Source organism: Betaproteobacteria bacterium (assembly GCA_009693245.1).
GTDB lineage: Bacteria > Pseudomonadota > Gammaproteobacteria > Burkholderiales > SHXO01 > SHXO01.
Window position 1 is genome coordinate 20,169 of sequence record SHXO01000027.1, and the last position, 12,851, is coordinate 33,019.

Below are 12,851 nucleotides of genomic sequence, written 5' to 3' on the forward strand. Positions count from 1 at the left end.
AGTAGGCGCCGCCCCTTGCCTAATCCTTCATTACCACCGCTTCAACCCCCTTGTAGGACACCGGCAACTTGGCCTTTGTGTAAGGCAAGGCCGCCAAGCGCGCGAACCACTGCGAGTTGGCATCCAGCTTGCGCCAAGTCTTGGCCATCAGCACCACATCGAACAATCCATGCAGACGCTGGAACTCCGGGTGCGTGGATGCCAGTTCGGGCAGGGCCTTGGTCAATCCAGCCGCCCACTGGTCGGCGATCGCATCGACATCTCCCGTGCCAAGCAGACCGTCTTGCGATATCACCATTTGCTCGGAGAGCACTTGCACGCCGGTCTTGAAAAGTACCAAGGCGCCGTCCGGAGAGATCTCGATGTCGCCGGTTTCCAATGGAGCCGGATAGAACCAAAACCGATTGGCAACATCAGCGGTGTTGCCTTGCTCCAGCGCATGGCGCATCAGATCCAGATAACTCTTGTAGCCCGGGGATGTGGCCGAGCCGAGGCCAGCCATCAAGCGCTTCATCGTGTAATCGGCCTCGACCATGGTTCGCGCAAAGCCTGAGTCCGCCGGCACGCCACTCACGCGCACATACTGGTCGCCACCGAGATCGGCCGGATCGGGATCAAGACTGCAAAACGGGGTGGCATCGTCTTTCCACACGGCGCGCACCCCAACGATCAGATCGTCTATGGTCAATGCGGGTGCGCCAGGAATAGTTTCGCCGATCAGCAACACATCGTCGCGCGCCTGGTCAAGCAGATATCCTGTGATGCGCGCGATTCCACCCGGCGCGCGTACCGGTGCGGGAAGGTCGTTCCAGTTTCGAACGTAGGACTCCGCCGCTGTAACAAGGGCTCGTAGCGATACGAGCGTCACGTCGGTGGCTATACGCCTCGGCCTATCTTGCCGGTAAACCGCTTTCAATGTCTTAATGTAGTCTCGCACCAACGCCGCGCGCGTCTCCGAATCGCGGGTCCTCTCCAATTCGTTCGCCAAGCGGTTGAACCCATCGCGGCTCCGGGACTTTCCGCCTTTTTGCAGCATCTGCGCGAGTAGATGGTCGTTGAAATGAATTCTGACGCCCTTTGGAAGCTCTTCCTTTAGCCCTTGGCGAACGGAGGCAACGGCCTTTTGGCGAGCCCACAATGAGACATCGTTAGTGATTGCGGCGGCAAGTAGAATTGGGTTGGCCTGTATGGTGACCGCATTGGCCGCCTGCATTGCCGGCCCGGCGGAGAATTCGGCGAAACGCGGGGCAAATTGGAGAAAACGGTGAGCATAGGTTTCTGGATTAATTTTCAGTTTGACACTGCCGGCCTCGTCCGGCCCAGGCATGGCACCCTGTGCGATTCTGTAGAGTTTCGTGAGATTTATTTCCGTGCTGTAGGACACTGGTACGGGCGCGGTGCTGTCGAATTTTCCCTGTAGTTCGGCGAAAGCCCGCTCGATTCCAAAACCCACTTCGTAGCCCAATCCGCTTCGCTCCGAGGAGGTGAGCGCCACGGAAAACCTTTGCCCATTGGAGAACTCAATCTTCGCGCTGCTGGCGCTTTGCATGCCCTCGTCGCTAAATTCGCCCTTGTATTTGAAACCCGCTCGGGGGGAGAGTGCTGTTTCCGGTGTTTGCACACCCACCTGTACTTCGAACTTCGAAGGCCCCGTCCACGACATGGAAAACGTGAATAGATTGGGCGAATTCTCCATCGCGAGTTCGTCTTTGCGCTCGATCTCCACGGTCATGCCCCACTCTTTCAAGCGCTCGGCGAATGACAGTTGTTCTTGGCGCACGCGCGGCCACGCCGCTTCGGGCGGTGGCGGCGGTGGTTCAATAATGAGGGCCATGGACCGGCCGGCCACGGGGGATGCGTCCCCTCGCGTACCGGCATGCACGTGGGCGCTGGCAAGGGTCATCACCAATGCGGCGGCACGCCAAGAGCGGTAATAAAAAATCCGATGATTCATCTTCGTCCCGTTCCGTTTTTCGAGTGAGAGCCGACCCGGCACTTTGGTGTAGCTATCTGGATACCGTAGTAGCCCAGTGTCGTGCCGCGCGCGCCGGAGGGGCACGACACGGCATCATATCGGCGGAAATAAAGGATGGTTGATAGATAGTTCTCGGCGTCGCCGGATATTTCATGCGCATGCCATGGCTAACTTGCGTGAGAGAGGCAGTCCACCCGCACCTCCCGTACCCTGCAGTCCCGCAGAAATCGCAACGCACCTTGGGTAACTTTCGCCCAATCGTCCCCGGGTTGAAGCCGCCAACGGTGAGCGCGGATTTCCGTATCCCAAGGCGAAGATAGCTCAACGGCGGCGCAGTCCTCGCCGCAAGCGTGAAGCCGGGCGTGCGGATCTCCCACCCTGGAGCGAAACTCACGCAAGGAATCGCTCAGGGCAAGCTGGAAAGCCATCTCTTCACGGCAGTAGCGCCCGCTGGATAGGGCCTGATAGAGGGCCTGCGGCGCGCGCGCGAGGGGCAGCAAGGTGGCGCCCGGCTGCCGTAATTGGCCGGCAATTTCCTGTGTGAAGGCAGCGCCCCAGCGGCCGGTCTCGCCCGCGGTTTCGCAAAAACTTGGAGCGCCGCGAGCAACGAGAGTGGCACCCGCCAGGAACCGCAAGTGGACTGATTGTCCTGGAACTGGAATGCACAGGGGCGCGGCGGGTAGGTCCGCGGGTTCATGGCCTTCCATCCGCAACCGCGAGCGAAGGTAGAGGTCGACGGGAGGCAAGGCGCCGAGTACTTGCTCAGTGCACAGGCCCGGGTGAAATACCAAGTTCTCGCTGGGGCCCAAGCATCCCGCGGAGCGGAAGATGCCTCGCACCGCTTCCACATCTCGCAATACCATGCCTATCTCCGCCGGCGCCAGCGCGCCTGCCACGACCACCACGGGAATGGCGAAGATCTGCGTTCGTAGCGCGGCATCCACCGGTCCGTCAACGGCCTCCTGGACGCAATTCCGGAGGGTTCTGACCAACGCGGGCGGCCCCCGCCAGGCCAGGAGCGAGCGCACTTCCTCACCGGCACCGTCCTCGAGAATGCGTTCGATGGCCATCACGCATGCACGCCGGTTGGACCCGCCCAGGCCTTCATCCACGAAGGCGCGCAAAGTCTCCGGTAAAGATTGAGTACCGCTCAGGAAGGTGAGGCGTGGATCGGGCAGTTCTTGCATGGGATGGCATTCAAGGGGGCTTCGCGGGCGGGGTATTAACCTCGCGCCAAGCGGGGAAGACGAATTCATTCTAACGCTGTGGCCCGCGGCGGCGTCCTCTGAGAGAATGTCCGCACTTCCTGGCTTTGCATGGCGGTATGGCGTGACTGAACGTTCGAATACCCGGTACTAGCGGTGGCTTGTGGCGCTGCTTTGCGCGCTCGCGGCCCAGCCCGCTCTCCCGCAAGAGGCGGAAGGAATCGAGACCGACGTCATCACGGAGCAAGACCGCGCCTGGTTGCGCGAGCATCCAGTGATTCGGGTAGGAGCGGAAATCAACTACGCACCCTACGAGTTTCAAGATAGCCGCGGTCGTTTCACCGGCGTGGTGGCGGATTACCTCGAACTCATTCAAGAACGCCTAGGCGTGCGCTTCGAAGTGAAGCAATTGCCCGATTTTGGCGCCGTCGAGGACAAACTCAAACGGCGCGAGTTGGACATCGTGCTGGCGCTGACTCCCACGAAGGAGCGCGAAGATTTCCTGAGTTTCACGAAGCCTTATCTCCAGTACGTGAACGTCATCGTCACGCGCGACAACTTCGGATTCGTGACGGGGCTGGGAGATTTCGATGACGAGCGCATCGCCGTGGCGGCTGGCCACTCGGCGCAACAACTGGTCTCGCGCGCCTATCCCAACGTCAAAGTCACTGCCTACTCCGACATCCTGGATGCGTTGATGGCGGTTTCCACGGGATTGGAGGCCGGCCTCGTGGACGATATTTTTCCCATCGTCTACAACATCCGTTACCGCCAAATCTGCAATCTCAAGCTCGCCACGCCGCTCGAGAAAGCGTTGCAGGCCAAGGGCTTCTCCATCGCAGTGCGCAAGGATTGGCCGGAACTGGTGAGTTTATTGGACAGACTGCTGCAAACCATCGGCCAGGAAGAACAACGGGAGATCTCGCAAAAATGGCTGTCGCTGCGCTACGAAAGCAAGGTGGATTACCGCGCCATCTGGACCGCGGTCGCGTTCTTCTCCACCCTGCTGCTCGCGGCGGTGCTGTGGATCCGCCAACTCAATAAGCAACGCCGCGCACTGGAAGCCGCGCACACCGAAGCCGAGGCGGCCAACCGTGCGAAGGACGAATTCCTCGCCAGCATGAGCCACGAATTGCGCACTCCCCTGCATGCCATCCTGGGCTACGCCGACCTCCTGCGCGAGGAGCGCGTTGCCGGTAACGCACGCAAGGATGCCATCGGCACCATCCTCGGCAGCGGCCAGCATTTGCTCGCGCTCATCAACGATTTGCTGGACCTCTCGCGTATTCGAACGGGGCATCTGGAATTGAAACCCGTGACGGTACGGCTGCGCCCCATGCTGGAGGAGATCGCGGCAATGATGCGGGTGGAGGCGCGGGGCAAGGGACTGGAATTCGTCCTGCAACTGGCGCCGGATTTGCCAGCGGCGGTGGAAGCCGACGACCGCCGCTTGCGGCAGATCCTGATCAATCTACTGGGCAACGCCATCAAATTCACCGATGAAGGCATCGTCACTTTAAAAGTCGAAAGCAGACTCGTACCCGAGCGCGGCGCCGAGTTGCACATGGTGGTCGAAGATACCGGCGTGGGTATCGACCCCGCGGACAAAGCTCGAATCTTCGCGCCCTTCGAGCAAGGCGAGCCGGGGAAGCGGCGCGAGTCCGGGGTGGGGCTGGGATTGGCCATCAGTCATGCGCTGGTAAGCCATATGCATGGCAGCATCGATGTCAGCAGCAAGCCAGGGCGTGGCAGCCGCTTTGACCTCACCTTGGTACTTCCCGTCGTGGATGGCCCGCAAAGCGAGGCCTTGGCCGAACAAGAAATCACCGGGTACGAGGGCCCCCGCCGCTCCATCTTGGTGGCGGACGACCAAGAAGAAAACAGGAATTTGATCGCGCAGATGTTGCGTCCCATTGGCTTCGAAGTCACGCTGGCCAGCAACGGCGAGGAAGCGGTTCAAGTCACGCAGGGGTCTCACCCAGATCTTGTGCTCATGGATCTGCGCATGCCGGTACGCAACGGCTTCGAAGCCGCCGCCGCCATTCGCGCGTTGCCTTCCGTGGCCTCCACGCCCATCATCGCGGCCTCCGCCAGCACTGCCGATCTCGCCCGCGCCCAGGACGACAAATCCTTGTTCGCGCAATGTTTGCGCAAGCCCTTTCAGTCGCGGGAGTTGCTCGGCATCATTGGCGATGCGCTGCAACTCACATGGCGCCACACCAATGAAGCGGACCCAGCCCCCCGCGCACTCCGGCCTTGATACCGCCCCCCGAGAAGGCATTGCTCGAATTGATGGAATCGGTGCGCATGGCCAAATGGATGAAAGTAGAGCAAATGGCGAGAGACCTCGCCGAAAAAGACTCACGCCTGGCGCCTTTTTCCAACCAGGTGCTGGCCTTGTCTAAAGCCTTCGACGAAGAAGCGCTCGTGGCACTTCTCCAACACTTCATGCAATCCACTCGCGATGCCGGTCATCCTGCCATCTCTTAAGATCGGCAGCGAAGCCACTTTGCTCATCGTCGATGACAAGCCCCAGAACCTGCGCCTCATGTCCGATTACCTCGCGGAACATGGGTTCGATTTGATGCTCACGCGCAGTGGCGAACAAGCCCTGGAAAAGGCGCGCCTGGCCATCCCCGATCTGGTGCTCCTCGATCTGCGCATGCCCGGCATGGATGGCTTTGAAGTGTGCCGGCGCTTGAAAGCGGATCCCGCCACCGCCGCTATTCCGGTGATCTTCATGACTGCCGAGGACGAGACGGCGCAGAAGGTCACGGGTTTCGCGCTGGGTGCGGTGGATTACATCACCAAGCCCATCCAGCGCGAAGAGCTACTCGCACGCATCCAGCATCAACTGCAATTGCACCGCCTGCAAAAAGCCCTGTTCTACAAGACGCAAGACCTGGCAGCCAAGAATTCGGAGCTGGAAGCTTACGCCCATACGATCGCCCATAGCCTGAAAACACCGCTCGCCGCGAGCACATGCTTTCTGGAAATCCTCTACAAATACCGCTCGGACAATCTCAGCGAAGAGCAGCGCCATTTGCTCACGCAGGCCATGAGCCTGCTCAATACCACCGGCAGCGCCATCGATGCGATGCTATTGCTGTCCACTGTTTCCAACCAAGAGGTGGAACTGCACGCCTTGGATATGGAGGACTTGACGGGAAATGTTCTGATCCAATTGGCCGACCTGCGCGCTTCCACGCAGGCTGCCGTGGTACTGCCAAGCAAATGGCCCAAGGCCCTCGGCTACGCGCCTTGGGTTGCCGAGGTATGGCTCAACCTATTGAGCAATTCCTTCAAATATAGCGGCCAACCCCCGCGAATCGAGATAGGGGGCGAGAAGGACCAGGCACAAGTGCGCTTCTGGGTACGTGACAACGGTACCCCATTATCCGAGGCCGATTGCGAGCGCATCTTCACACCCTTCACCCGTTTGCAACAAGAGCGCGCCTCGGGTCATGGCTTAGGGTTGGTCACCATACAGCGGATCATCGCGAAGCTCGGTGGAGTCGTGAAGGCGAGGCCCCTGGATGCGGGAGGTAACGAGTTCAGCTTTACCTTACCGCCGCTGGCGAACTCATGAAAGTCCTCCACGCCGACGACCATCCCATGTTCCGCGAAGGATTGCGCTTCTTCTTGAAGCTGCTTGACCCACGGATCACCATCCTCGAGGCCAACAACTTTCAAGGAGCGTTGGATAAGCTGGCGCTGGAGTGGCCGGTGGACATGGCGCTCATCGACCTGCAAATGCCAGGCATGAGCGAGACGGATGGCTTTTTCACCATGCGGCGGCGGCATCCGACCTTGCCCATCGTGGTGCTCTCCGGCGTGAGTGACACGCGATTGATCCGCACATTGCTCGATGGCGGCGCACGCGGTTACATTCCAAAGTTCGCCAACAGCGAATTACTCATGGACGGGCTGCGGCGGGTACTGAAGGGGGAGATCTTCGTCCCCTAGGGAATCTTCATTCCCTCCGCGCAAGCGCGAACGGATAGCACGGAGAGAGAAATCCTCAACTCGCGCCAACTTCAGATTCTTCCGTTACTCGCCGACGGCATGGCCAACAACCAAATAGCCGATGCCCTCAACGTGGCCGAGGGCACGATCAAGCAGCATATGAAGGAGTTGTTCAAGCGCTTGAATGCGCGCAACCGAACACAGGCGGTGCAGGAGGCAAGGCGATTAGGACTACTGCGCAAGTAATGGCGACTAGGCGGCGGTGCCTAACGGCACCCATATGGGCGCATTACCGGCGCCGGCTCAGTCCGCCTCGTGGCTACATGAAAGCGGTCCATCAGCCGGCCCACGCGCGGGGCTGATAGGTGCACGCGGTGAGGGCGATAATGGGTTACAGCCTAACTATGGGGTCAAAGTTCGGCCATTTGATTCGCATCTGCCTTGACTTCGACGGTTCTTTGCAACGCATCGATATCGTCCAATATGCGTGCAAATCGCCGGCCGAAATTCGTGAGCCTGTATTCCACGCAAGGGGGTACCTCGGGATACTGAATTCGTTCGAGAATTCCGTAGCGAACCAATTTGCGTAGGCGCTCGTTGAGTACCTTAGGGGTGAGTCCTGCCACCGAGCGCTGCATCGCTCCGGGACGGCACACACCGCCACGAGCTAGATGAAGGACTTGCAAAGACCACTTGCAACCCACGATGTTTTCCACCATGGCGCAAACTTTCGGCATCTCGGCCAGAATTATTTTCCCCTCTCCTTTCATCAAATAGCACCGTTCGGTAAGTACAGCACCTATTCGTCCGTACTTGAGGACGCCTCTTGGTCCAATTATCCTGTTACGCGCTACTGAATCACAGTAGCTGCTAGGGCACGGACGATTCATTCTACTGGAGGTTATTCATGAAGACGGCGTTAGTACTGTTGTTTATATTGATGCGCACGGTTGCCGCAGCCGAACCCGCACCCGTACCGTATCCGGAAGGTTGGCGTGACTGGAGGCACGTGAAGAGCATGGTGATCCTGCCCGGACACGGCCTATACGAGGGGCTCGGTGGTGTACACCACATCTACGCCAATAAGAAGGCCATGGAAGGATACAAGTCCGGCACATTCCTTGATGGCGCCGTGATCGTCGTGGATTTCTTCGTGGAAGTCGCGAAGGACAACACCGTCACCGAGGGTGAACGAAAAATGATCGCGATCGCTCACAAAAACGCGAAGAAATGGAAGGACACGGGCGGTTGGGGATGGGAGGCTTTCGCTGGAGTGGACAAGAATAAACGGGCGGTTGGCGCCAACGCTGCGACTGCGTGCTACCAATGCCATTAGGCGCAGAAAGACAAGGATTTCGTGTTTAGTGTCCCCCGAGATTGATGGGAGTCCAGAGCCAACATTGGCGGCACAAGCCCGCGCACTGCGAACTGCGCTGGCCTGAAGGTCACGAGCGCGTTCGCGTGCACCTACCCCCGCAATATCTCCTCCACCGCCAGCCCCACCGACAGCACTTCGAGGTCCGCCCCTGGCCGCCCGGCGATCTGCAGCGAGAACGGCAACCCCGGAACCCACTCATCGCAAGGCAGACTGAGGGCGGGGAAACCCGCGAAGTTGAAGGGTCCGGTTAGCCGTGTCATGGCGCCGGGCGTGGGAATCTTGCGGCCGCCGAACTCCATGAAGCGCGCGCCCTTCTCCGCCGGAACGATGGGGAGGGTAGGCAGCACGAAAACTTCTCCGGGCTTGAGCGCGGCGGTCATGTTGTCGCGCAATTGGCGGCGCAGGCGCTGCGCGTTGATGTAGTCGATGGCGGCGATGAATTGCCCCACCTCCAAACGCACGCGCACATCTTCGCCGATGCGATCACCCGCGCTGGCGAGCAGATGCCAATTGGCCTGGCAGCCTTCGGAGGCCAAGGTAACGAACTGCGTGCCGCCCGCGTATTGCATGCCGGCGATACGGCGCTCTTGAACAGCCGCGCCCGCCTTCTCCAGCTTGGCCAGCACGCGGTTGAATGCGCTAGCAGTGTCGTTATCCAGATGATCGAAGAAAAAAGGAACAGGCCGCACGAATTTCAGCTTCCGCGCGGGGGCCACGTTTCCGGACCCGGCTTTTAGGCCCGCCATGACTTCGAAGGCAAGGGCCGCATCGCTCACGCTTCGTGCCAGAGGGCCGATGTGATCGAGCGACCACGCCAGGGGCAATACCCCCTCGCGGCTCACCTGCTCATAGCTGGGCTTGAAGCCCACCACGCCGCAACAGGCGGCGGGAATGCGAATGGAACCGCCGGTGTCGGTACCCACGGTGATGGCGGACAGCCCCGCCGCTAGCGCCGCACCCGACCCCCCGCTGGACCCTCCGGGTATGCGGGAGGGCGCGCGCGGATTCACCACCGCGCCAAAATGCGGATTGGCACTGGTGACACCGTAGGCAAGTTCGTGCAAATTTGTCGTGCCGATGATGAGCGAATCCGCGCCGCGCAGTTTTGCCACCGCCACGGCATCTGTCTTGGAAACCTCTCCCGGCATTGCCCTCGTGCCGCCAGTGAAGGGATGATCCTTCACGCGCATGAGATCCTTCACACCCACCGGTACGCCGGCGAGCGGCCCCGTCACCTCGCCGCGCGCGAGCTTGTCCTCCAAGGCTCTGGCGCGTGCCAGCACCGCGTCGGGATACAGGCTGATGAAGGCGTTGAGATCTTTCTTCTGTTCGGCCTGGCGCAAGACAGCGTTGGCCACATCCAGGGGCGAGATCTCCTTGCGCTTGATGCGCGCGGCTATTTCGCGGGCGCTGGCGAAGCACAAATCCTCGGATTGCCCAGCGGCAGGAAGTTCCGCCAGTGTGCCCGCAGATTGCAACCTCGCCACGGGGGGCAATGCCAGGGGCTCGCTGGTGGCGCGTTGCTTGATCACCGGATCGATGTCCGCGACGTGCAGGAGCACACGCTCTTCCCATAGGGATGCCCGCTCCAGAAACTTGTAGTCGCGCGCGCTGCTGGCGGCAGTGAGTAGGTCCTTCAACTCCGGTCGGTTCATGGGTTTCTCCTAATCTATTTTCTCGACGCTAAGGGCGCGCAAGGCAGGCGAACGAAATTCTCGCAGATACAGCACCAATACCACCCATGCGGTGACCAGCATGAACAACCAGGTGGTGACGAACCATGACAACGCCGCTAAACCGAAATAGTAGGCGCGCAATCCGTAGTTGAAACTGTCGGCCGCCAAGGAAGTGATTTTGGCGGCACGGCGAATGAAGTGCGCCTCGCTTTGCGAATCGTCCGTGACCTTGGGCGCCGCGCCCACCAATATGGAGCTGAATCCAAATTGGCGCAGCGACCATGTGAACTTGAAGAACGAATAGACGAATATACCGATCAGCAACAGGATCTTCAACTCCCAGGGCTGGCCGGACAATCTGGAGTGAAAGGGCAAGCCCTGCACCAACGCGATGATTCGGTCGGTTGCACCCAGCATCGCCAGCAGGCCACCTAGAATAAAAAGCGTGGTCGAGGCGAAAAAGGTAGCGCTGTTGGAAAGCATCGTAAGAATGCCGGTGTCGATCACGCGCAGTTCGCGTCCTATAACGTTGGTCCACCAGTCCCGCCGGTATTGCCCCATCACTGACATGAGACTGCGCTTGCGCGGGGCTTGGTATCGCGCGTAGTGCTGGTAGCCGGCCCACAAAGCGAAAAACCATAGCAGGGCCACCGCGTCAAACGCCGTAAGATCGATGTATTGCCAAACATAGAGTTTCTGAAAGGTCACGTTCAAAGGAATAGGGTAAGTACGCCGGTGTAACCGTACAGCCGGTCGTGGGAGATTTCGCCGTTGCCGAAGAATCCCACGAGCGGAACCTCTCCAAGGTGATCGCGAATAATGCGAAGCTCCTGTGAGTCCCCGCCAAACAAGTTAGGACCACGCCCCAGGCACGAGTAGTAGAGCGCCCCGCGAGGCGCGCGGTACAAACCGGATTTGATGCTATGTAGCATGCGTTCCAGATCGTCGCTGGCGCTGGCCTTGTCGCGCGTACAAAAGAACACGCTGCCGCCCGTCTCCACGGCTTCCGCCACGGCGACCAAGCGGCGGGCGCTGTCGATACCGATCAAGTGACGGACCAGATAATCTTCCGTATCCGATGTCTTCACAGGCAGGCCGGCAAACACGTGGTACTGCACTGAATCGAGGTTGGCGGCGGGACCGCCCAAGTCTTCTCGCAACACGTCCAAGGCCGGGCGCCCGTCGATGGAGATAAGAATATTGCGGTGCGCCCGCGTAATCGTTCGGCGCGGGCCAACGGGTGCGCATCCTTGCGTGAGGCGCGTGGCTACCACGACGTCGCCGGAAAAGACAACACCCGAGAGTCCGGGAAGGTCACCCTTGGGAATGCGCGGGCTAGCACCCCGGGAACTGGTGAGCGCGCCGACCACGAACCCGCTCTCCAGTCTTGCCGACAAGGCCTTGATCATGGGCCCGAGTTCGGAAGTGGCCGGATCCGCATGCACCACCGCGAAATTGGGTGTACCGCCTTCGAGGTTCGCCGCCGCGAGTTGAGTTTCCTTTAGCGAGTGCACGGAGGGAAGCACCGAAAAGTGCCCCGCGCCGATATCGCATAACATGAGCGCGAGCGCGGGCCGGCCGAAATACTCCTTGCCATTGGCGCAGATACCAACGCCCACCGTCCCGGTCCAGTGCTTGACGCCCGTTCGCGCGACCAGCTGCGCGCGGATCGCGTCGAGATCGCCCGCGAAATGCTCGCTTGCGTAAACAAAACCCAGCGTCGCGCCAGCAACGGGCAACCGGCATTGCTCCAGGCAACGCTCCAGCGCCTCGCGCCAATCGTTGGCACTGGCATGTCCATGAGCGAAGGTGCGATCAAGAATTTTTGCCGTCACGGCGCGAGCTTGGTTTGAACCGGAATGCTGGATTGTACTCAGTCCCGTGCGGGCCCAGGACTATAATGCCCAGATCATCCTTTCATTCGAGCGAAGCCCACGATGAGCACGGTTTCTAATCTCCCTCCCGCACAGGTATCCGGACAAATCCTGCTTCGGCAAGACCAAGACGGCGTCGCCACCCTTACGCTGAACCGGCCCAACCAGTACAACGCGCTGTCGGAGGAAATGCTGGGCGAACTTCAAATGGCGCTGGAGAGTATTGAGCAAGACACCTCCGTGCGAGTCGTCGTGATCGCGGGGAACGGCCCAGCATTCTGTGCCGGCCACGATTTAAAGCAAATGCGAGCCACTCCGCGCAAGGACTATTACGAGAAACTCTTCGCCCAGTGCAGCAGGATGATGATGACCCTCTTGCGAATTCCGCAGCCGGTTATCGCGCGCGTGCACGGCATCGCGACCGCCGCGGGCTGCCAACTGGTGGCGCAATGCGACTTGGCGGTGGCCTCGGAGAACGCGAAGTTCGCCGTGTCCGGCATCAACGTTGGGTTGTTCTGCTCGACCCCAAGCGTCCCGCTCGGAAGAAACGTCCTGCGAAAGCAAGCCATGGAGATGTTGCTCACCGGGGACTTCATCGGCGCGCGCACGGCCCTGGAACGCGGCTTGGTCAACGCAGTTGCACCGCTTGAGGGCCTGGACGCCGCGGTCGCGGACCTTGCCCGCCGCATCAAATCCAAGTCCGCCGTGGCGGTCGCAACAGGCAAGCGAATGTTCTACAAGCAAATGGAGATGGGGTTGGAAGGCGCTTACCGCTAC

At 60.2% G+C, this 12,851-nt stretch carries 13 protein-coding genes; 7 read left to right on the forward strand and 6 right to left on the reverse strand.

Annotation, left to right across the window (positions count from 1 at the left end; translation table 11 throughout):
* Nucleotides 1–19 precede the first annotated feature (19 nt).
* Both EXR36_06335 and EXR36_06340 read right to left on the reverse strand, forming a co-directional pair.
* Complete coding sequence (locus EXR36_06335; GenBank protein MSQ59259.1) at nucleotides 20–1,954, reverse strand: DUF1598 domain-containing protein; 1,935 nt, start codon at nucleotides 1,952–1,954, stop codon at nucleotides 20–22.
* 188 nt (nucleotides 1,955–2,142) lie between these two features.
* Nucleotides 2,143–3,162 carry a hypothetical protein gene (locus EXR36_06340; protein ID MSQ59260.1) on the reverse strand — a complete coding sequence of 340 codons (1,020 nt, stop codon included), beginning with the start codon at nucleotides 3,160–3,162 and terminating at the stop codon, nucleotides 2,143–2,145.
* A 181-nt stretch (nucleotides 3,163–3,343) separates the two neighbouring features.
* Here EXR36_06340 and EXR36_06345 point away from each other — a divergent pair, with 181 nt between their 5' ends.
* From EXR36_06345 to EXR36_06365, 5 genes are read left to right on the forward strand one after another with little or no spacing between them, the layout of a single operon-like run.
* The gene (locus EXR36_06345) at nucleotides 3,344–5,440 is read left to right on the forward strand and encodes a transporter substrate-binding domain-containing protein (protein MSQ59261.1); all 2,097 of its coding nucleotides are present in this window, start codon (nucleotides 3,344–3,346) and stop codon (nucleotides 5,438–5,440) included.
* Nucleotides 5,437–5,670, forward strand: coding sequence for a hypothetical protein (locus EXR36_06350; protein ID MSQ59262.1), 234 nt, complete (start codon nucleotides 5,437–5,439; stop codon nucleotides 5,668–5,670). The genes EXR36_06345 and EXR36_06350 overlap by 4 nt, the downstream gene beginning before the upstream one ends.
* Nucleotides 5,645–6,769, forward strand: a complete 1,125-nt coding sequence (locus tag EXR36_06355; protein ID MSQ59263.1) for a hybrid sensor histidine kinase/response regulator — start codon at nucleotides 5,645–5,647, stop codon at nucleotides 6,767–6,769. Before EXR36_06350 ends, EXR36_06355 begins: the two co-directional genes overlap by 26 nt.
* Nucleotides 6,766–7,146: a response regulator transcription factor gene (locus EXR36_06360; protein ID MSQ59264.1), complete on the forward strand. Its 381-nt coding sequence runs from the start codon at nucleotides 6,766–6,768 to the stop codon at nucleotides 7,144–7,146. The genes EXR36_06355 and EXR36_06360 overlap by 4 nt, the downstream gene beginning before the upstream one ends.
* A gap of 3 nt (nucleotides 7,147–7,149) precedes the next feature.
* Nucleotides 7,150–7,392: a response regulator transcription factor gene (locus EXR36_06365; protein MSQ59265.1), complete on the forward strand. Its 243-nt coding sequence runs from the start codon at nucleotides 7,150–7,152 to the stop codon at nucleotides 7,390–7,392.
* Nucleotides 7,393–7,556: 164 nt separating this feature from the next.
* Here the strand turns inward: EXR36_06365 and EXR36_06370 are convergent, their stop codons facing one another.
* The gene (locus EXR36_06370; GenBank protein ID MSQ59266.1) at nucleotides 7,557–7,916 is read right to left on the reverse strand and encodes a transcriptional regulator; all 360 of its coding nucleotides are present in this window, start codon (nucleotides 7,914–7,916) and stop codon (nucleotides 7,557–7,559) included.
* Between the two features lie 137 nt (nucleotides 7,917–8,053).
* On the opposite strand from EXR36_06370, the gene EXR36_06375 reads away from it, so the two are divergent.
* Nucleotides 8,054–8,482 (forward strand): cytochrome C, encoded by a 429-nt coding sequence (locus tag EXR36_06375; protein MSQ59267.1) that lies wholly within the window; start codon nucleotides 8,054–8,056, stop codon nucleotides 8,480–8,482.
* A 131-nt stretch (nucleotides 8,483–8,613) separates the two neighbouring features.
* Here EXR36_06375 and EXR36_06380 read toward each other — a convergent pair whose 3' ends face one another.
* The 3 genes from EXR36_06380 to EXR36_06390 are packed head-to-tail and all read right to left on the reverse strand — an operon-like array spanning nucleotide 8,614 to nucleotide 12,023.
* Nucleotides 8,614–10,179, reverse strand: a complete 1,566-nt coding sequence (locus tag EXR36_06380) for an amidase (protein MSQ59268.1) — start codon at nucleotides 10,177–10,179, stop codon at nucleotides 8,614–8,616.
* Nucleotides 10,180–10,188: 9 nt separating this feature from the next.
* Entirely contained in the window at nucleotides 10,189–10,983 is a 795-nt protein-coding gene (locus EXR36_06385; GenBank protein MSQ59269.1) for a DUF599 family protein, read from the reverse strand.
* Nucleotides 10,911–12,023 (reverse strand): histidine kinase, encoded by a 1,113-nt coding sequence (locus EXR36_06390; protein ID MSQ59270.1) that lies wholly within the window; start codon nucleotides 12,021–12,023, stop codon nucleotides 10,911–10,913. The genes EXR36_06385 and EXR36_06390 overlap by 73 nt, the downstream gene beginning before the upstream one ends.
* Before the next feature lie 114 nt (nucleotides 12,024–12,137).
* Between EXR36_06390 and EXR36_06395 the strand changes: the two genes are divergently transcribed.
* Nucleotides 12,138–12,851 (forward strand): enoyl-CoA hydratase (locus EXR36_06395; protein ID MSQ59271.1); only part of this gene is annotated, 714 nt, incomplete at its 3' end.

Excerpts from the sequence above, each read along its gene's own strand:
- EXR36_06335 (MSQ59259.1), bottom strand. The coding sequence starts at position 1,954 with ATGAATCATCGGATTTTTTATTACCGCTCTTGGCGTGCCGCCGCATTG.
- EXR36_06355 (MSQ59263.1), top strand. The coding sequence starts at position 5,645 with ATGCCGGTCATCCTGCCATCTCTTAAGATCGGCAGCGAAGCCACTTTG.
- EXR36_06375 (MSQ59267.1), top strand. The coding sequence starts at position 8,054 with ATGAAGACGGCGTTAGTACTGTTGTTTATATTGATGCGCACGGTTGCC.
- EXR36_06380 (MSQ59268.1), bottom strand. The coding sequence starts at position 10,179 with ATGAACCGACCGGAGTTGAAGGACCTACTCACTGCCGCCAGCAGCGCG.
- EXR36_06340 (MSQ59260.1), bottom strand. The coding sequence starts at position 3,162 with ATGCAAGAACTGCCCGATCCACGCCTCACCTTCCTGAGCGGTACTCAA.
- EXR36_06370 (MSQ59266.1), bottom strand. The coding sequence starts at position 7,916 with ATGAAAGGAGAGGGGAAAATAATTCTGGCCGAGATGCCGAAAGTTTGC.
- EXR36_06360 (MSQ59264.1), top strand. The coding sequence starts at position 6,766 with ATGAAAGTCCTCCACGCCGACGACCATCCCATGTTCCGCGAAGGATTG.